The 19,256-nt window shown below is 49.6% G+C and carries 17 protein-coding genes; 1 reads left to right on the forward strand and 16 read right to left on the reverse strand.

Features of this window, described 5'->3' with window-relative positions:
• Positions 1-9 precede the first annotated feature (9 nt).
• The 9 genes from AC506A_RS28280 to AC506A_RS28320 form a co-directional block, all read right to left on the reverse strand.
• The gene (locus AC506A_RS28280) at positions 10-1,518 is read right to left on the reverse strand and encodes an alpha-glucosidase/alpha-galactosidase (protein ID WP_495464351.1); all 1,509 of its coding nucleotides are present in this window, start codon (positions 1,516-1,518) and stop codon (positions 10-12) included.
• 113 nt (positions 1,519-1,631) lie between these two features.
• Positions 1,632-2,531: a helix-turn-helix domain-containing protein gene (locus tag AC506A_RS28285; protein ID WP_495464352.1), complete on the reverse strand. Its 900-nt coding sequence runs from the start codon at positions 2,529-2,531 to the stop codon at positions 1,632-1,634.
• Between the two features lie 51 nt (positions 2,532-2,582).
• A complete protein-coding gene (locus AC506A_RS28290) occupies positions 2,583-3,764 on the reverse strand; it encodes a SulP family inorganic anion transporter (protein WP_495464353.1) in 1,182 nt (393 codons plus the stop codon).
• A 170-nt stretch (positions 3,765-3,934) separates the two neighbouring features.
• The gene (locus tag AC506A_RS28295; RefSeq protein WP_495464354.1) at positions 3,935-5,032 is read right to left on the reverse strand and encodes a mandelate racemase/muconate lactonizing enzyme family protein; all 1,098 of its coding nucleotides are present in this window, start codon (positions 5,030-5,032) and stop codon (positions 3,935-3,937) included.
• An 82-nt stretch (positions 5,033-5,114) separates the two neighbouring features.
• Positions 5,115-6,785, reverse strand: coding sequence for a type 2 periplasmic-binding domain-containing protein (locus tag AC506A_RS28300; protein ID WP_495464355.1), 1,671 nt, complete (start codon positions 6,783-6,785; stop codon positions 5,115-5,117).
• Between the two features lie 75 nt (positions 6,786-6,860).
• Entirely contained in the window at positions 6,861-7,763 is a 903-nt protein-coding gene (locus tag AC506A_RS28305; RefSeq protein ID WP_495464356.1) for a carbohydrate ABC transporter permease, read from the reverse strand.
• A gap of 15 nt (positions 7,764-7,778) precedes the next feature.
• Positions 7,779-8,702 (reverse strand): ABC transporter permease, encoded by a 924-nt coding sequence (locus AC506A_RS28310; protein ID WP_495464357.1) that lies wholly within the window; start codon positions 8,700-8,702, stop codon positions 7,779-7,781.
• 115 nt (positions 8,703-8,817) lie between these two features.
• Positions 8,818-9,471, reverse strand: a complete 654-nt coding sequence (locus tag AC506A_RS28315) for a GntR family transcriptional regulator (RefSeq protein WP_495464358.1) — start codon at positions 9,469-9,471, stop codon at positions 8,818-8,820.
• Positions 9,472-9,628: 157 nt separating this feature from the next.
• Positions 9,629-11,188: a HEAT repeat domain-containing protein gene (locus AC506A_RS28320; protein WP_495464359.1), complete on the reverse strand. Its 1,560-nt coding sequence runs from the start codon at positions 11,186-11,188 to the stop codon at positions 9,629-9,631.
• A 156-nt stretch (positions 11,189-11,344) separates the two neighbouring features.
• Between AC506A_RS28320 and AC506A_RS28325 the strand changes: the two genes are divergently transcribed.
• On the forward strand, positions 11,345-12,232 hold the full coding sequence (locus AC506A_RS28325) for an AraC family transcriptional regulator (protein ID WP_495464360.1): 888 nt from the start codon (positions 11,345-11,347) through the stop codon (positions 12,230-12,232).
• A 65-nt stretch (positions 12,233-12,297) separates the two neighbouring features.
• Here AC506A_RS28325 and AC506A_RS28330 read toward each other — a convergent pair whose 3' ends face one another.
• The 7 genes from AC506A_RS28330 to AC506A_RS28360 all read right to left on the reverse strand — a co-directional run bounded on the left by AC506A_RS28330 (position 12,298) and on the right by AC506A_RS28360 (position 19,181).
• Positions 12,298-13,023 (reverse strand): ABC transporter permease, encoded by a 726-nt coding sequence (locus AC506A_RS28330; protein ID WP_495464361.1) that lies wholly within the window; start codon positions 13,021-13,023, stop codon positions 12,298-12,300.
• On the reverse strand, positions 13,016-13,942 hold the full coding sequence (locus tag AC506A_RS28335; RefSeq protein ID WP_495464362.1) for an ABC transporter ATP-binding protein: 927 nt from the start codon (positions 13,940-13,942) through the stop codon (positions 13,016-13,018). The genes AC506A_RS28330 and AC506A_RS28335 overlap by 8 nt, the downstream gene beginning before the upstream one ends.
• A gap of 25 nt (positions 13,943-13,967) precedes the next feature.
• Entirely contained in the window at positions 13,968-14,801 is an 834-nt protein-coding gene (locus AC506A_RS28340) for an ABC transporter permease (RefSeq protein ID WP_495464363.1), read from the reverse strand.
• The gene (locus AC506A_RS28345) at positions 14,798-15,778 is read right to left on the reverse strand and encodes an ABC transporter ATP-binding protein (protein WP_495464364.1); all 981 of its coding nucleotides are present in this window, start codon (positions 15,776-15,778) and stop codon (positions 14,798-14,800) included. Before AC506A_RS28345 ends, AC506A_RS28340 begins: the two co-directional genes overlap by 4 nt.
• Positions 15,775-16,896, reverse strand: a complete 1,122-nt coding sequence (locus AC506A_RS28350; RefSeq protein ID WP_495464365.1) for a hypothetical protein — start codon at positions 16,894-16,896, stop codon at positions 15,775-15,777. Before AC506A_RS28350 ends, AC506A_RS28345 begins: the two co-directional genes overlap by 4 nt.
• The gene (locus AC506A_RS28355) at positions 16,893-17,417 is read right to left on the reverse strand and encodes a sigma-70 family RNA polymerase sigma factor (protein WP_495464366.1); all 525 of its coding nucleotides are present in this window, start codon (positions 17,415-17,417) and stop codon (positions 16,893-16,895) included. The genes AC506A_RS28350 and AC506A_RS28355 overlap by 4 nt, the downstream gene beginning before the upstream one ends.
• 150 nt (positions 17,418-17,567) lie before the next feature.
• A complete protein-coding gene (locus AC506A_RS28360) occupies positions 17,568-19,181 on the reverse strand; it encodes an ABC transporter substrate-binding protein (protein WP_495464367.1) in 1,614 nt (537 codons plus the stop codon).
• Between the last annotated feature and the right edge of the window lie 75 nt (positions 19,182-19,256).

Genomic DNA, 19,256 nt, shown 5'->3' on the forward strand with positions numbered 1-19,256 from the left:
TTCTATCTATTAATGCGCTGCCGCCGGACGTTCCTTCGCTTTGTCAGCCTCTCCTGCATTGCGAGTCGCCGCTTCGCGATCCTCCAGCATCTCTTCCACCGATTTGGTCTTGAGACGGGCCGCACCTTTATAGTCTTCGCGTGTCGGAATGAGATTGCCTGCAGCGAGCCGCTCTTTCGCTTTCTCAATAGAAGCGCTGTATTGCGGCAGCCATTTCTCCTGCGCGACAAGCATTTCATCGACCATTTGCCAGATTTCCTTCGGATTACAAACAGCGCCTACAAGCGGGTCCATCATCATGGCTTGGCGGAGCAGCTTATCATCGCCATGAACAGCCGCTTCGACTGCAAGTCGTTGAACGGAAATGCTCACGTTGCACACTGCCGCGCAGCCAAGTGGCAGCTCACCGACGACCGGCATATTGATGCCATTCGCATCGACATAGCCCGGTGCTTCAATAATGGCATCATTCGGCAAGTTCGCAATAACGCCATTGTTCACGACGTTGAAGTGTCCGCGATACAGCCGGCCTGTTTCCAAACCTTCAATAATGTAGGAACCGTGTTCCTCCGAACGTTTCTCCGCGCTGTATACGTAAGGATCACCTTTCATCCAGTTCGGGAAGTCCGTCTCGAACCAATTACGCCCTTCCGTGCAAACACGTAAGTAGCCGCCTGTTTCTCCATTGATCCACACGCCCATATCGATCCAATCTTGAATCTCGTCGGCGCGTTTGCGGTACCAAGGAACATACTCGCTGAGATGTCCGTTCGATTCCGTCGAGTAGTAGCCGAATCTGCGCAGCATATCGATGCGCACCTTCTCCGTCTTCTGATACTCGGGATGGTTCTCGAATGCCTCAAGCACCTCGCCTGTCTTATCTACACCGTTATGCTTAACGGATATATACCAAGTCTGATGATTAATGCCTGCGCAAATAATATCGACTTCTTTCTTCTTAAGCCCAAACGCAGTCGCAATTTGATGATGACCGCCTTGAACGCCGTGGCATAGTCCAATTGTACGCACGCCGCCGTATTTGTTACAGGCCCAGGTCAGCATTGCCATTGGATTGGCATAGTTGAGCAGCAGCACATCCGGTCTGGCTACCTCGCGGATGTCTTTACAGATGTCCAGCATCGCGGCAATACCGCGCTGGCCATACATGATTCCGCCTGCACAGAGCGTATCGCCAACACATTGATCCACGCCATATTTAAGCGGAATGTCGACATCATGTTGGAAGGCCTCTAATCCGCCGATCCGGACGACAGTAAGCACGTATTTGGCATCCTTTAAAGCTTCGCGGCGATCGGTCGTCGACTGAATTTGGATATGCAGCCCGTTCTCGATAATGTCCCGCTGGCACAGCTGGGTTACCATGTCCAAATTGTGCGCATTAATGTCCGTGAACGCAAGCTCGATGTCGCGGAATTCAGGCACCGAAAGCAAATCACGCAGCAATCCCCTTGTGAATCCGATACTGCCCGCTCCGATAAAAGCAACTTTGAAAGACATGCTAAACCCTCCTGAGGTTGATGGAATAGGATACACGTTCATTACCCTCATTCTAGCAGGAGCATCAAGAATGCGTTTCCACAAATCCAACCGGATTGCGCCTGGCATGTCAACTATTGCAACTGCTTATCGAAGCCTTGCATCGTTTCTATTGATTTTCGGTAAGCCGCAGGAGACATCCCGGTTACTTTCTTAAACAGCATGCTGAAATATTGCCTGCTGTTCAAGCCGATATAATCGGCGATATCGATGATCGGCACATCGGAGCGCGCAAGCAGCATCTTGGCTTTCTCCACGCGCAGCTCGGCTAGATATTCCGTGATCGTCACATTCATATTCGCCTTGAAAATCCGCTGCAAATACACCGGATGCAAGCTTACGGAGACGGCAACATCCTTCGCTTGAATATCGCAATCGTAATGCTGATGGATATATTCGGTTGCCTTCCGCACATAGCGATGATGCTGACCCTGGGCAACATCCTTTACTTCATCTGCCGCGAGCCGCGCAACGCGAACGAGCAGCTGCGCCAGCAGCAAATGTGTCATACTGCGGCGCTGCGTTCCGCCTGTATCCATTTCCATGACGATACTCTTGAGCGTATGATGAACCTCATTGGGATCCCGCAGCATGATGGTGCTAACCTTGCGGCCCAGCAGCTCCGCCAGCGCTTCATGTCCTTGGGCAAGCTGCTTCATAGACGGGTAAATACCGTCGCACTCCGCAAACATAAACTCCACATTGAGCATCCGGCACGGACTTTCTTTCGGAACGATGAGCTTATGCGATACGCGGGAATCCAGTAAGATCAGATCCCCTTTGCGCATCTGGAACACATCATTCAGCGTCTCCACCGTACACGTACCGGAAATGACATACATAAACTCAATGGCATCATGCGCATGAAAGTCCATGCGGTAATCGAGCCACTGCTTATAATAGTAAGCGACGATGTTCGGACGGAAATCACCGCCTTCTCTCCAGTAAGGATCGTATAAGCTGTAAGATCGCATGCAAGCACCGCCTCCATCTTCACCTATTCGTAATCGAATTACAGCTGCGAATTACCCTTCAAGCGATCCGCGCTTCAGTGACTTCTGCAGCAGGACAATCAAGAAGCTGAGAATGACACCGACGATCACACCAATCGCAAGGTCATGAGTCACTACAACCGCTGCCACGGTAACAACCATGACAATTGTTTCGCTGACTGGGACCGCACGCATTTTGAATACCGATTTCCAGTCGAAAATCGCAATACACACCATCAGCATAATGCCAATGAGCGCAGCCATCGGAATCAGTGCGAGCAGATCGCCGAGCACGACTACAAGTAATAATAAGAATAACGCTGCAACGAGCGACGACAGTCGATTCCGACCGCCCATCTTTACATTAAGTACGGATTCCGCAACAAGCGCGCAGCCTGCCATCCCTCCGAAGAAACCCGCGATGAAATTCGCAATACCTTGGCCCCGCATTTCTCGGTTCTTGTCCGTCTTGTCCCCTGTCATCTCATCAAGCAGGTTCTGCGTCAGCATCGTTTCGGTGAAACCGACAACGGCCAGAGACAGTGAGTACGGCAATATAATGAAGAAAGTTTCCCACGTAAACGGAATATCCGGCAGCAGGAACGATGGCAAGGAAGCATCGATGGCCGCAATATCCCCAATTCGAGTGACATCGCTAATGCCTAACGCCCACACGAATATCGTCAGCAATGCTACCGCAACAAGCGGCGACGGTACGGCTTTGAAGTACCGTGGAAGGATATAAATAATGAGCAGTGCTGCCGCGATGAGCACATACATCATGAAGGACGCATCCACCAAGTAACGCAGCTGAGATAAGAAAATCAGAATCGCGAGCGCGTTTACGAAGCCCGTTAACACCGGCTGCGGTACGAAACGCATCACTTTGCCAAGCTTGAAGACGCCCATCAAGTATTGGATGATTCCTGTCAGCACGGTAGCTGCGAATAAATACGCGATGCCGTGTTCTTTCACCAGTGTCAGCATCAATACCGCCATCGAGCCGGCTGCCGCCGAAATCATGCCGGGCCTTCCGCCCAAGAACGTAATGACAAGCAAAATACAAATGGTGGCGTAAATCCCCACTTGAGGCGGTACCCCCGCCATAAACGAAAACGCCAAAGAGTCCGGTATTAAAGCAAGTGTCGCCGTCATGCCGGCAAGCACGTTTAGTCTGACATCCGATGTCCATTGGTCACGCCAAGTCCCATTCACTAACCGTTCACCTCAATAATAGATATAGATGCCGAAATTCCGGTATTCTATCGGTTAGCATAACCCCGGGTTCCATGGACGGTCAACGTTCTTTTTTGTAAGTTTTCAATTAAAAAGCCCGCAAGCCGGCGCCCTTCGAGGAAAGGCGCAGCTTCCGAGCTATATCATCATTAGCGAATCCGATATTCGTCAAAATAGCGGGGGAGAATCGTCGTCGAAGCACCGGGCTGCTGCGGGGGCGTGTAGAAACCGTCAACTACAGTAGCAGGCTCTTCAAAAATATGACGAATCCACGGGATGTACTCCAGCATAATCGCATTTTGAGTGGATGCGACCAAGTGCTGATGGATTTGGCCCATATCCCCAACATGCGGGCAAATCGGCAAATCATACGCTGCCGCAAGTCCGGCAACCTGCAGCCATTCCGTAATGCCGGCTACACGTGTCACATCGACCTGAACATATTCTACTGCGCCTTGGTGAATGTAGTCACGGAACGCATATTTATTGTAGACATGTTCGCCAAGCGCTATCGGCACATTCAATTCATCCGCCAATTTGCGGTGGCCGGCCACATCGTCCGGATTGAGCGGCTCTTCCAGCCACATCAGATCAAACTGCTCCAGCTTCTTCCCCCATGTCATTGCTGTTGTTATATTCCACTGCTGATTTACATCGATCATCAACCCGATATCATCGCCGATTGCTTTACGCACCGCCTGCACACGGTCAAAGTCCTCACGCGGATCCGGCTTGCCGACCTTCATCTTCACAGCGGTAAATCCTTGATCCACAATGCCGGCAATATCCGAAAGCAGCCGTTCCTTGCTCCAGTTGAGCCAGCCGCCGTTCGTATTATAAGCTTTGATTTTCTCCGGCTTGTGTCCGCCGAGATACTTCCAGAGCGGCAGATTCGCCGCCTTGGATACGATATCCCAGAGCGCGATATCAACGGCAGCCAGCGCCATATGTGTAATACCGGCCCGACCGATCCAGTGCATCGGTCCAAAGCGAAGCTCATCCCAAATCTGTTTGATCATCGTCGGATCCTTGCCAATCAGCACTGGCGCGTAATAACGGTCGATCGTATCTGCAATCATCTCATCGCCCTTAGCGGTCGTGCCGGTGTAACCATACCCCGTAATGCCTTCATCCGTTTGAATTTTGATTCCCGTTACACCCCAATGTGTCGCTACGTTAATCGCATCGGTAATTGGCGGTGTGATCGGGACATGAAGGATAAAGCTTTGCGCGCTAACAATTTTCATAGGATTTCCCTCCGGTTGTATAGCCGGTTACTGAAGGAGCTTGAGTCATCCTTTTGCCCCTTCAGCACCGGCGTTCTATTCGTTATTTTAGGGAAGACAAAAATTCTACGGTCTTGGCATCAGACTGGTATGCGGAAGTATCAAATGGCGTAGTCATAGAATCTTGAGCCATTTTCAAATACCCGTCCAAGTCCAGCTTGGCAAAGCCGTCGAGATACTCCTGCCAATCTTTATCAGTCGACTTGTTACCGAGAATGAACTGAGCTGTCCACTGCTTCATATACTGCTCGATGTTTGTTTTGGATAATGCGAACTTCTGGTTCACTTCATCTTCCATGTAAATCGCACCCGGATAAACTTCTTTCGGCTGATGTCCGGCATAATTCTTCATCGTTTCCAAGAGCAACAGCGACTCCAATCCTTCGGAAGAGAACGGCGAAGCCGCTTTAACGAAGCCATTTCTCCATGTCATGTCCTGGAATACCGGGCCCATTTGGTTCCAGCCTTCATTTTGCTTCGCGCCCGAAGAATAGAACTTATCCGATTGCGTAATGAATAGCGCTTGATCGCCGCCCAGACCGTTCACACCGGCCTCCGCTTTCGTCCAGTATTTTCCTTCCGGACCGTAGTTGAGCATTTGCGTGCCTTCCGGCGTATAGATAAAGTTGATCAGCTTCATTAAGCGAATGATTTGCTCTTCAGATGCTTTATTCGTTACAGCAAAGGAAAGTGTTTTCGGGCTGTTACCGCTGAATGCGGCATATTGAACGCCATCCGGCCCTTTAAGCGGTGCCAGCGTTACCCAGTTCTTATAGTTCGGGTTCCCCATATCAATAAATCCGGCACTATACAGAAACGGAACGATGCCGACTTTACCTTGGGTCGCCATTTGATTAACGATTTCACCCTTTTGGCTGAGCGCTTGCTTATCAAGCAACCCTTTGGAATACAGGCCGTTCAAGTAAGTGAGTCCTTTCTTCCAACCCTCAAGCGTAGGGGCGTACTGAACCTTACCATCGACCACATCGAAATAATCGGACGCATTATCATACGTAAAAGCATTCATCAGAAAAGGAATAGGGTCATAGCTGTCGGAAGAGCCGGTGTACGGAATGATGCCGTTGTCTTTAAATACTTGCAGCACATGCTCGAATTCTTCTGTCGTTGCAGGCACTTCCAAGTTGTATTTCTCAAGCAAGCTCTTATCAATCCAAGCCTTGTTCGCCCAGAAGCAGTGCCAGCAGGTGTTATAGTTCGGCAAGCCGTAGATGTTGCCATCCGGAGCTGTAATAGCCGACTTCAAGCCTGGTGCGCTGTCGATTGCTTTCACCAAATTCGGAGCATACTGCTCGATATATTTGTTGAGCGGTACAACGATGCCTTGCTTCGAATATTTCAAAATATCGGACGGTGTAAAGTTACCGCTCCAGAATACATCCGGGTAGTCGCCGCTTGAGAGCAGGAGCGATTGCTTGGTTGCGGCATCACTTGAAGGGGCAATGTTAAATTTGACATCCAGCTTAAACGTATCCTTCACGTACGTGGTGAACCAGTTCGTCTTCACATCGATAATGTCGCCGCCCGGTACGGCAAAGAACGAAACATCAACGACCTTGTCTTGGTCCACTGCGCCTGTAGCGGTATTGTTTGAATTGTTCCCGTTATTACTTGAATTGTTGGATGAGCAAGCCGAAACTACTAAGAGTACACTTAAAAGAGCCGCAAGAAAAATCACTTTACTAGTACGCATCATTGATAACCCTCCCAGTTTTTAATCCATGATTAGCGCTGCTTATGATTGTTGCATGTAATCCCCTATTGAATGTAGCTACTCCTTAATCGCTCCAACCATCACCCCCTGAACGAAGTACTTTTGAATAAACGGATACAGAATGAGCACCGGTAGACTCGATATGACGATTACGGAATACTTGAGCAGCGTCTTCATATCTTCAAAATGCTTCATCTGCTCTGCGCTTAGTGTCATGGAGCTCGTATTCACGTTATTCATGACCAAGATCTCCCTCAGCACGAGCTGCAGCGGATATAAGTCCGCGTCATTCAAGAAGATGAGCGCATTGAAGTAGGAATTCCAGTTCCCGACGGCTGACCATAAGAACAACACGGCAATGACCGGTTTGGACAGAAACAGCACAATTCGGATCAAGAAGCCGGCATCGGTACAGCCATCTAGCTGCGCAGCTTCATACAGGTCATTGGGAATGGAGGACTGGAAGAACGTCTTGGCCACGATAATGGAGAAAATGCTCAGCGCTCCAGGCAAAATCATCGCCCATGGTGAATTAAGCAGATGCAAACTGTGAACGACAAGATAGTAAGGGATCAGCCCGCCGCTGAATAACATCGCAAACAATAATGCCCATACCAGCACATTTCTGCCGACGAATGTCTTTCTGGAAATCGGATACGCCATCATAATGGTCAGGATTACGCTCAAGGTCGAGCCTGCACCGGTATAAAAAATGGAGTTCAGATAGCCTTTCCATATTTGACTGTACTGGAATACAGCCGCATACCCATACAAGGTCGGCTCTACCGGCAAAAACCATACTTTCCCGCCCATAACGGCAGAGGATGAGCTGAAAGAGGAGCTGACGATATAAATAATCGGATAAGCGACAATCAGTGTAACTAGCACAAGCACGCTGTAGATCAGAGTGAGCAGCAGTCGATCTTCCCAGGATTCACGAATTCGAATAGCGCGGTCCACGGATATCCCCCTTTATCAGAACAAACTGGAGTCGGAATATTTTCTAGCAAGTAGGTTGGTAGTGAAGATCAGGATGAACCCAACAATGGAGTTGAACAGGCCGACCGCCACCGCGAAGCTGTAGTTCGTATGGACAAGACCGATCTTATACACATAGGTCGAAATGACCTCCGATGTGTCCAAATTCAACATGTTTTGCAGCAAGAACACTTTCTCAAACCCAACGCTGAGCAGGCCGCCTACGGAAAGAATAAGCAAAACAATGATCGTTGGGCGAATGGAAGGCAGATCGATATGGATGATCCTCTGTAATCGTGAAGCGCCGTCAATCTTCGATGCTTCGTGCATCTCCGGGTTTATATTGGCGAGCGATGCGAGATAAATGACCGCGCCGTACCCCGTTTCTTGCCATACGCCTGACCATACATAAAGGGATGAAAATGCTTTCGGCTGCCCCAAAATATCATAGACCTGATCGAACCCTAACAAATGAGAGAACTGTCCGTAAATGCCGGTGCTAGGTGAAAGCACGATATTAATGATCCCTACCAGAACGACAGTGGATATAAAATATGGTGCGTACGTGGTCATTTGAACGACCTTCTTAAATCTTCGACTCGGCACCTCATTCATGGCCAGTGCCAACAAGATGGCTGCAGGTGTAGCTATTAACAAGGAGTACACGCTGAGCAGCAGCGTATTTCGGATGACCGGCTTGAAGAATGGCGAGCTGAAAAACATATCGAACTGCTTCCCACCAACCCAAGGACTGCCCCAGATCCCTTTCACCGGATTGAACTCTTTAAATGCGATTTGCACGCCGAGCATCGGTACGTAATTGAAAGTAAGTAAGAATAGCGTTGGTAATGCGACTATGATGTACAGTTGCCAGTGCCTTAGTACTCGCCTTTTGAAGTCTGCCATGTCCGGAGTACGCATTCCTATTAATCCCTCCCTCTTCTTGTAAGCGCTTAATAAAGATTTGATAAAAAATATCATACACGATTTATAATGTAAGAGATGATGAATGGCAAAATCGATGTATGATATTCATTTATTCAAAGCTTGCCAGCAACCTGCGATGTGAGTTTTGCAAATGAATACGCATGGCCTCAACCGCTTTCTCTGTTTCGTTTGCAAGCATATAACGTGTAATCGTCTGATGCTCTATTTTCTCTGCTTCGATATCGATTTGGTAATGGTGCAGGTTCAAATAACGGTGAATCCGTTCGATGAGTGCCGCTACCATCTGCTGCAAATTGGAATTGTCCGCATAATACACAATCGTCCCATGCAGACCTTCATTCATTTGTAAAACGGCCTTTTCCTCGTTCTCTGCCGCTTCTCTGTCTGCCGACTGCTCCAGCTGCACCATAATCTCCTCAAGCCTCGACTTGGGAATGCGAGTGATCGCTTTGCGAATAGCCAGTTCCTCCAGATGAATGCGAATCTCGAAGATCTCTTCAATGTCTTTGGCACTCATTTTGGCGACAAACATGCCTTTAAAGGGGATGACCGTGACGAATCCGTCGGAAGCCAGCCGGAATAACGATTCTCTGATCGGAATGTTGCTTACGCCGAGTTCTCTGGCCAGCTTATCGATGTTGATTTTTTGACCGGCCGGCATATCATGCGACAAAATACGTTCCTTCAGCAGCGCATAGAGCTCATCGGTCAATACATAGCGGGACAATAGTTTCTTGGACATATAAGCGACCACCCTCATTCTATGGAATGATCAATAGTATATCATGTATTATTTATCGGATAAGGTGAAAATTATTCGTTCTTATATTTTAGAATAAAGGAATTTGCCGCTGGGAGACAGCCTATTTACAGCGGCAAATCCTGACTTGGGAGTCCTCTTAAAATGTACTTGCTTTGTGCGTATCCGGGCACCAGCGTGCCGCGCGATATTGGGAAATGAGGACATCGATCGCTTTATCCGTTCTAAGGGCGGTCAGTGCCTCGAATGCATATGCACGGGTATATCGGTCCGCACTGAGTAACCCTGACTGCAGGCCGGACACTACGAGGTCCGGATCGCCGGAATTCCCGACGCGAAGTAAGGACAACGCTGCCGTATAGCCGATTTTGTTCTTGATATATTCTTGATTGTATACATAGGAGCCTGTGTTGCCAGCAGCCTCATTCTCCGAATGCTCCTGCTCGACCGCTTCCTCCATGACGCGAACCAATGCCGGTACCGTTATTTCAGCCGAGCCGCCAATCATCCCAAGAGATTCTACAGCGTTACGGCGCACCCATTCACTGGAATCAGCGAGTGCTGCTATTAAGGCCGGCACTGCAGATGAGGCCTCTTCTCCAAGCATACCGAGTACGAAAGCGGCGAGCGCTCTGCTGTTCTCCTCTGCATGCTGAAGGACATCGATGAGACTCGGCACTGCTGCAGCACCAACTGCTTGAAGCCCATAGGCTGCACGCTGTGCGATTAATTTGGACCCATCCTTAAGCGCGCTGAGCAGCTCTTGCATACCGGCCGCTCCGATGTGACCCAGCGCATAAACCGCGTTCAATGCTGCATCTTCGGCAGTATCTTGTATCAATATAGCCAGTTTCGGAGCTGCAGCTGCCGCCGCCTCGCCCATTAGACCCAGCTTGTCGGCAGCGCGTCCGCGACGGATCGCATCTTCGCTCGCCAGCTCTTCAATCAGAACCGGTACCTCTTTTTCGTTACCGGCGATGACAGGCTTAAAGGTCTTCTCTCCTCTGAGCCAGTTCCATGCGTCAAGCCACAAATTAAGATGCGCTGTCGGTGCTTCAATCGGAAACGCCGGCATACCATTCGTATGATTCCAGCTTGGCGACATCGGCTCACTCAATCGTACAAATTGGAATTTCAACATGTAACGATCGAGATTCGAGGTGTTCAGCGATGCTTTATGCCAGAGATCAAAATGGACTAATGCAATCGTCCCTGCTTTGCCGGTAGGCAGTACGACTTCTTGATTCGGGAATTTCTCGTTGTATTGGGAGCCGGGCATAATAGCGGTCGGTCCCATTTCTTCGGTAATGTCCTGTGTATAGTAGAACATCATTACCCACCAAGGACGATGGCTGCGCATCGAGGACCAGTAGCCATCCTTATGCCACTGACCTCCGCCAGGTGCTTGATTCCCCGGTTGATTGTAGTGCATATGGCGGTGAGGATGCATATAATAGTCAGGTCCAAGGACGCTTGTCAGTGCACCTTTTACAGTTGGAGTGTCAAAGAAACGCTGGATATCAGGCACACGCGGCAAAATGTTATTGCCTGGATTGCCTTCATTTTGCAGCACGTAGTCAATTTGTTTCATCACATTTCGGTGCAGCTCCGAAGGCAATTCATTATGTAAAACCACGAATCCATTGGTTATAAATGAGATCATCTGCTCGTCGCTTAGCAAATTCATTTCATTAAGCACGTTGATGCAGCCCCTTCTTTCGTAAGTTATTGTGTTATATTTAATGTAAACGAGAAGGTGAATTTTGTATTTAGCTTACAGTCATCCAGTTGCACAATAGTCAGGTTGTTTTCAGCCCCATCATTCCGTTTGAGATAAAGGAGGTCCCTACCAGCCATGGATTTTTCCAAGTTCCATCCTTATGTCTATTACGCGACCAAATATGCCTTCTATCGCGGACAAACCAGCAATAACCGCTATGTCTATTCGAGCTCCATCTATATCGTGACCGAAGGGAAAGGCATCTTTGGTTTGCGCGGTGAGCAATACGAAGCACTGCCGGGCATGATGGTCTACATGGAAGCCGGACAGCCTCACGATTGGATCGCTGACTCCTCCGACCCTCTGGTACATGTCTGCTGTTATTTCGATTGGTATTATGTAGACAGAACCGAAGTGTTCAAGAACGAAGCCGCACCGCTATGCTACGACTACGCCCAGCTGCGAACCGAGCTGGTAGGTGAAGCGTTCCCTTACCCGCTTCCCGAGATCTCTAATATCAGCGCTTCACTGCTCAATTGGACTGACCTGCTGCAGAGAAGCTATATTTCGAGCGAGCATACGACTGACCGAACCTTTCTGCGAAGCCTGAATGCCCAAAGCCATTTTGCCGCATTTATCAATCATTTCCTAACCTACTCGCTTCAAGAAAGGCATATCCCAGACCCGCGGATCGGCAGACTGCTCGAACGCATTGAGGTAGATTTGATCAATGGCAATGCTATCGATTTGGAGAACTATTCGGAGTCGCTTGGCGTAAGCCGTGGTTATTTCTTCGAGCTGTTCAAGAAAACAACCGGTTTATCACCGATTCAGTACATCAACCAATTCCGCATCAATCGAGCGAGGGAAGAGCTGCGCTCCTCCAATTTGAGCGTTATGCAGATCGCAGACAAATACCATTTCAATTCCGTTCACTACTTCTCCAGAATGTTCAGCAAATATGTCGGCATGTCTCCTCAGACCTACCGAGAATCCGAAGCCTCGAACAAACTTCTGCTCTAAAACAAATAGCCTGGCAGTGTATTCACTGCCAGGCTTAAAGGTTTAACCATTATTTTGAACCGAAACTATCCGCTGTGAACGTCTGTTCGACGGAAATACAAACCGATAAAGACAAGCGGAACAAGGAACGTTATAACCATTGTGGTAGTGCCTATCGGAATCGAGTTCGTTTCCGGCACCATATTGCTGACCAGGTTCAGAGGTGCGCTCCATGGATAGTACATGATGTATTTGGACTGCATGATGGTAACTTCCGAAACGACGGCAAACACACCAAGGCCCATTGCCGGAATATAACTGCGCCACAAAAGGGCGACTGCAGCTGCAATCGGCACGAGTGCATATTGCACGATAAAGAGCAGACCGTATTTGCCGGCTGCCTCAGCGAAAACAGTCGTAGACGGCAGATCGCTCGTAAATAGGAAGCCCGTGGCTAAAGTCAACAGAAAAGCTAACAGGATTACGGAAATCAACACCGGAAGCGCAATGACAAACTTAGCGGTAAGCACTTGGTTTCGCGAATGCGGCCCCGTCAACAGGTTATTCACAGTGCGCTCCTGGAACTCCCTTGCGAACAAATAGCCAGTTAACAAAGCGAATAAGGACGGGCACATCAGCATGGTCATAATCATCAAATTGTTCTCGAACAATGACTTCCATTCGAAAGCGTTGGAATTGTTCAGCTCGATGAAGAACACGAGCGCTCCCGGAAGCAGCGCACCAAGCGCAATCAGCCAAAGCATGCGAGAACGACGCCATTTGAGCCATTCACAAGCAATGAGATTAAGCACGGGCTGCACCTCCTTCCACAAGCCGAACAAAGTAGTCTTCGAGCGAGTCTTTCATGGCGGAGAGACTATTCACAAGAATGCCTTCCCTCACGAGCAGCCTGTTCATCTCGCCGGGCATCAGCCCGTCATCATAGACACGGAGCCACCCATTCTCATCGATTCGGCAATCTCGAATGCCCATCTCCGAAACTAACAACTCTCTAGATTTCTCCTGTTGATCCACGTGCAGACTAATGTAATGGCGGTTCCGTTCTTTCAGTGCATGCATGGTCGACTCCTCCAGCATAACTCCACGATGGATGATGCCGACTTTCGTAGCCAACTGCTCCACTTCGCTTAGAATATGGCTGGAAACGAGAATCGTAATGTTCCGTTTCTGCGCGAGCTCTTGAATCAGCAAACGAATTTCCTTGATTCCCATTGGATCGAGACCATTGGTCGGTTCGTCCAGTATGAGCAGTTCGGGACTATGAAGAATGGCTCTTGCGATGCCCAGACGCTGCTTCATGCCAAGCGAGAAATCAGCCGCTCTGCGGTTTCTGGCCTCCCATAGGCCCGTCGTACGAAGTGCATCCTCCATCGCGTCTTGACCGCGTACCCCCATCATTTTACGGTGGATGTCCAGGTTCTGAATAGCCGTTAGATTCGGATAAAAGCCAGGATATTCGATGACCGACCCGACTTTGCGCAGTACCGCATTACGGCCCTTACCGATTCGCTCCCCCAGCAGTTCAACTGAGCCTGCCGAAGGCTGGATGAGTCCCATCATCATACGGATGGTCGTCGTTTTGCCTGCCCCGTTTTGTCCAAGGAAGCCGTATATGTCTCCGGGCATTAACGTCATGTCAATCCCGTTAACGGCTTTAACCCCTTTATAATGTTTGTTGAGTCCGCGAACCTGCAGGATTGGTTGATCCATTGTTTGAAAACGCTCCTTCGATGATTTAAGCAATATCTTTGCGCCGGAAACCGAAACATCCGGCAACGAGCAGCACAAGCAAATAGAAGACGGTATACAGTATAAATGCCATACTAGGCACATTGATGGCGGATAACGGACCGAGCGTGTTGACCATATCGGTCGTCACCGGTAAATCGAGTCCATTGAACAGCTCGTAGGTCACCCGCTTCAGCATCGTATTGGATGGCAGCAGCATGGAGAAGAACAACGCGGTCTGTGATATCTTCTCACTAGCGAACGGGAGATTCTCCAAGAAACCGCTGAAAAGACTTAATCCATACAGCATGGCACAAGCGACGCCGTTTCCGAGCATTGGCAAGTAGATCGAGCCAAACATTGTAAGGGCAAGCAGCAGCAGCGGCGCCCAGATGAATAGCAGCAGCGACTTCAAGATGACGAGCGGATACAGCGGGAAGTCCAGCCAGAAGTGGATCGGAAGCAGAATCGCAAAAAACAAAACGATACAATACCCGATGAGCCAGCTTGCAATCCCCACATACTTACCCAGGTACACCTTCCAACGCGGGACTGGGCGGGCCAATACGGCTAGCATCAGTCCGTTCTCCACTTCCCCTGAGATCGCGCCCATCATTGTAAACAAAACTAGAAAAGCAATGATCATTTGCGCGAAGAGCAGCCCCAGCGACAGGAGCATGACACCGTTCATTAACGCTTCTACCTGAAGCTGGCTATGCTCCTCCGGGGTACGGGATAATCCGTAACAGAACAACCCGACGAATAGCACGGTCAGTATGAAGCTGACCCATAAGATTTTTTTGCGAAGCAATTCCTTGCCGGCATACGCAATCCACATCATGAACGTGCACCGCCTTTACCCGCACCGCTATTGCCCTGTTCGCCGGACATGGCGAGAAACCATTCCTCAAGCCTGCCTTGCACCGGCCGAACCTCATAGACCGTGACGCCTTCTTCCATCAGCAGTCGGTTCATATACCCGATCTGCTCCCGTCCCTTGGCGGACACATGAAGGACGGCGCTGCCGTCCCCATCTTGCTTCGCGATCGCAAAGGACATCCCCGGCAGCAACTGATTCGCAAGCGCCTCCTGCAGCTCCGGCAGCCAGCCCGAAGCCGTAATTTCCCAGCTCGTGCCGCTTCGCAGAAGCTCTCGCATCGGCCCCACTGCACGCAGTTTGCCGAGGTGGAGGAACGCAACGTCATCACAAACCGCTTCAACATCCTCGAGCAAATGTGTGTTTAGAAAAACCGTCTTCCCCTCTGACCGCAGCCGCTCCAGCAGCATACGAACTTCATAACGACCAATCGGATCAAGCGCGGAGGAGGGTTCATCCAGAATAATAAACTCCGGGTCCATTAGAAGCGCACAAGCGATTCCGAGGCGCTGCTGCATGCCTTTGGAGTAATGACGGACACGATTCCAACCTCGTTCATTCAACCCGCAAATACGAAAGACTTCCTCAATACGGGACGTGAAGGCCGCTGATTTCGTCTGGAATCGCGTCATTCCGCATAGTCCGGCATGATAACGGAGCACTTCAGCTCCTGTCAGCCATTCCTGGAAACGAAACAGTTCCGGCAAATAGCCAAGCTTCGTGCGCGACTCAGGATGTCCGATTGGTTTGCCGAAGAACATCCCGCTGCCGGAATCCGGCCGCAGCAAACCGACGACCATTTTAACAAAGGTGCTCTTGCCTGCGCCGTTCGGACCGAGCAGCCCGAAGATTCTCCCCTTCTCTATTTCCAGGGAAATATCGGTGCAGCCCGTTCCGGATGCATATGTCTTAGTCAGCCCGTTTGTTTGCAGAATCATCATTTCATAATTCCTCTGGCTTCTTTAATAATGGCCTCTTCCGATGGATAAGCCTCCATGGATCCGCTTAGCTGATAGACCCATTCATTTTGCAGCCAGATCAGCGATCTAGCATCGCCCGACATCGTCAGAATCGCGTCATTGCCATCGACCTTCAGCGTGCGAATGTTGTCTGTCGATGTAGACGGAACCGGAAGCGTATGGCGCCAATCGCCGATACCCGCAAGCTTCGCTCTCATCTCATCTGGGATGATCGGCAAATCCAAGACAGCCTGCCGAATTTGCTCTACATCAACATCATCGGATACTTCAATGGAGGGAGCCGGCATTTGTATAAGCTGCTTAGCCGTATTTCCGTCCGCGGCAACCTGCTTCATCCTAAACGTGTCCGGCATACGAATGACGATCGGCGAACCCTCGACGGAAGCCGGAAATTTCGTTTCGCCTCCGAGCAGCGCAATCATTTTGTTAATTTCCTTCGGATGCAGGTTAAAGGTAATCTGCTGCTCCGGCATATAGGTTATAATGTCTTTCCCATCGCCCGGAAGCTGTTTGAGCTTCTGCTCTCCGGCTAAAGTCGCTGCCTCAGCAGCGTCAACATCGCGCGCTTTGCCGCCGCCCTCCTGCTTGATATCACCGTACCGATTCAAATCAAGCTGCTGTATGCCAGCCGTTCCCGCCTGCAGTGCGTCACGGAACGAGTTGATATCGGATTGGCTAATTTCAATGGTTTCAAAGTGCTGCACGCGGAACGTGCCCAGCATGGACGCCATAACGCCTTGACCCCAGGACGTAAACAACAGCATCCCTGCGAGTACTGCAGCCGTCGCCCCTGACAGCCACCGTTTCTTCATCCTGCGAGGCTTCTTCCTACGCGTTTCTTCATTAATAGCAGCAATTTGAATTGGCGCTTGCGGCTCTTCGCGCACCGTCAATTCCTCGCTCAATGGCTGTTCACTTGGTTGCAGTTTGATTTGGAAAGGCTTAGCATCCTCCACCCAGACATCCGGTACCTCTTCGTCTTTCACCGCATCAAACAATCGGTCAAGTGCATGCTCCACATCTGCATCGCTAACGTTGAGCTCTTGTGTATCTGCATGATTCAACGGTTTATGTTTCATTGCTCCATAACCTCCTCGTCATTCACATTCTTCTTAAACCGACTGGCTGCCCGCATGAGCAAGGTCCCGACAATCTTGGGATTGACCTGCAGCGCATCTGCAATTTCAGCATGGCTGTAGCCCTCTTCTTTCAACAGCAATGCTTGACGGTCCCGCTCGGATAACTTATTCAGCACATTTCGAACAACATCGCGTTCCCAGTTCTGGATAACAGCCGCTTCATTAGAAGGATGGGTCTGTTCCTCCGTTAACGCTTCGTTCATCTGTTTCTCCGTCAGACTCTGTTGTCTGCCGGACTTTCGGTAATGATCATATACGATACGGGTCAATACCCGGTGCAGCCATGCTCCAGTGCGATCAAGATCTTCCGGCGGGTTGCGATAAAGACGCAGGAACACTTCCTGGGTCAAATCCTCGGCTGCTGCGCGGTCTCCGACTAGAGCGATGATCTTCCGCAAAACAACGGGATAATGTTCCCGGAACAACGCCTGAAACCGTTCCGGCCTATTCTGGTTTGCCATGTATTCGCCTCCTTCATCTGTTAAGACGACGCAATTAGCCCAAATATAGCACATCGTTGAAAAAAAGCTAACGACCCTGCTCGGCTGGACGAAAAAACAGCCGACAGAGTGAACTCTGTCGGCTGTTTTCGATAACAAGATGATGATTTATTAACCTTCAATCAATGTTTTGTAAGCATCCAATTGTTTTTGGATTTCGTCTTTTACTTTGTCGTAGCCAGCTGCTTTCAGCTTGTCGCGAAGCGCATTAACTGCAGCCGCAGGATCGCCTGCTTTACCGAACAGAATCGCTGGAAGCTGCTCGCCTACTACTTGAGAGATGGCAGTCATCTCAGGATCAACGCTTGCTTTGTCGAATACGAATTTACCGTAAGGGAATGGTTTCTTGATGCCATCATACTTAGCATATACATCGCCAATACCGCTCCAGTCAGTATCAGAAGGAATTTCAAATTTGTCGACACGGCCGCCCCAGAAGTCTGTGTAGAAGCCGTCTCTTGCATCGTCGTAAGCAGCTGGACGGAAACGCTTGCCGTCTTTGATTTCATACTGCACGCCTTCGAGGCCGTAGTTGATCAGTTGGTACACTTCTTTATCTTGACGGATCAGTTCATAGGCCATCAGAGCACGCTCTGGATGTTTGCTGTGTGCACCAACCGACGTACCGCCATGCGTAATTGGCATGGAGATCAGGTTACCTCGCGTATCGGAGTAGGAGAACATTTGCAGCTCGGAGCCCGGTTGCTGTTTATCCATTTCAACGCGAAGTCCTTTGTACGTTTGTGTATGGTGAGAATCTGCGCCTGTGAGACCTGCTTTAAGTGCTGCACGAGTATCTCCTTTATAGTTCAGCACATCTTCACGCCAGTAGCCTTTATCTGCCCATTCTTTCATTAACCCTGCGAATTTAATGAAATCATCGTTGAAGATCGGGCTGTCAACTGTATAGCGATCGTCGTAGGATTTAGCATAGTACACGTTCGCATAACCAGTGGAAATCGGCAGCTCAATGTTATCTGTGTATGTTGTAGCAAAACCGTTATAGAACGTGCTTGTGCCGCCGTTTACATCGTAAGGGACAACGCCCTCTTTCTTGTCTTTCACGCCTTGGAAGTACTTGCCAAGTCCTTCGAAATCTTTAATCGGCTCCGTAATGCCAAACTCTTTGGCCCAGTCGCCGCGATAGTAAACGCCATGGTTAACCCATTGCGTGTAATGATTCTCTGGAATCAGAACGATATCGTCCTTGAATTTACTTTGCTCCCAATCCTCTTGCGGAATTTCAGCAAAGGTTTGCGGCGCGTATTGCTCCAGCAAACTGTTCAGCGGCAGGAACGCACCGCGCTGCGCATTGCCCCACGTATCAAGCCAGTCCGTACCGATTGTGATCAGATCGATCGGTTCGCCGGAAGCAAGCAGCAGGTTGTATTTCGTTTGCCAGTCTGCCCACTCTACCCATTTGAACTCGAGCTTCGCATTGATTTTTTCCTTCATGATCGCATTCACTTTTTCCATAACCTTGTCTAGCTGGCCGTTCTTCGGTTTATCGCCGAGCACGACATACGAAATCGTCTCGAATTCGCTTGTATCGATCTTGCTTACATCAGCGCTGTCATTTGATGTATTGCTGGAGGTGTTGCTTGACGTATCGCTTGTGTTTGTGTTTCCGGTGTTCTTGTTATTGTTGTTACTTCCGCAAGCCGCGATACTGAAAACTAGGATGAGCATGAGTACAATGGTGGATACCCGCTTTAAGTTTCCCATTCTTTGTAGCCTCCCTATTTTTGATGAAACTGGTTTTGTTCCGCTCCTTAAGGCTTGGAAGCGCTTTCGAGCGGC

Source organism: Paenibacillus sp. N22P23 (genome assembly GCF_059383735.1).

Bases quoted from the DNA above. Each gene is read 5' to 3' on its own strand.
- AC506A_RS28280 (WP_495464351.1), bottom strand. From the start codon at position 1,518: ATGTCTTTCAAAGTTGCTTTTATCGGAGCGGGCAGTATCGGATTCACA.
- AC506A_RS28285 (WP_495464352.1), bottom strand. From the start codon at position 2,531: ATGCGATCTTACAGCTTATACGATCCTTACTGGAGAGAAGGCGGTGAT.
- AC506A_RS28295 (WP_495464354.1), bottom strand. From the start codon at position 5,032: ATGAAAATTGTTAGCGCGCAAAGCTTTATCCTTCATGTCCCGATCACA.
- AC506A_RS28300 (WP_495464355.1), bottom strand. From the start codon at position 6,785: ATGATGCGTACTAGTAAAGTGATTTTTCTTGCGGCTCTTTTAAGTGTA.
- AC506A_RS28310 (WP_495464357.1), bottom strand. From the start codon at position 8,702: ATGCGTACTCCGGACATGGCAGACTTCAAAAGGCGAGTACTAAGGCAC.
- AC506A_RS28315 (WP_495464358.1), bottom strand. From the start codon at position 9,471: ATGTCCAAGAAACTATTGTCCCGCTATGTATTGACCGATGAGCTCTAT.
- AC506A_RS28325 (WP_495464360.1), top strand. From the start codon at position 11,345: ATGGATTTTTCCAAGTTCCATCCTTATGTCTATTACGCGACCAAATAT.
- AC506A_RS28335 (WP_495464362.1), bottom strand. From the start codon at position 13,942: ATGGATCAACCAATCCTGCAGGTTCGCGGACTCAACAAACATTATAAA.
- AC506A_RS28340 (WP_495464363.1), bottom strand. From the start codon at position 14,801: ATGATGTGGATTGCGTATGCCGGCAAGGAATTGCTTCGCAAAAAAATC.
- AC506A_RS28345 (WP_495464364.1), bottom strand. From the start codon at position 15,778: ATGATGATTCTGCAAACAAACGGGCTGACTAAGACATATGCATCCGGA.
- AC506A_RS28350 (WP_495464365.1), bottom strand. From the start codon at position 16,896: ATGAAACATAAACCGTTGAATCATGCAGATACACAAGAGCTCAACGTT.
- AC506A_RS28355 (WP_495464366.1), bottom strand. From the start codon at position 17,417: ATGGCAAACCAGAATAGGCCGGAACGGTTTCAGGCGTTGTTCCGGGAA.
- AC506A_RS28360 (WP_495464367.1), bottom strand. From the start codon at position 19,181: ATGGGAAACTTAAAGCGGGTATCCACCATTGTACTCATGCTCATCCTA.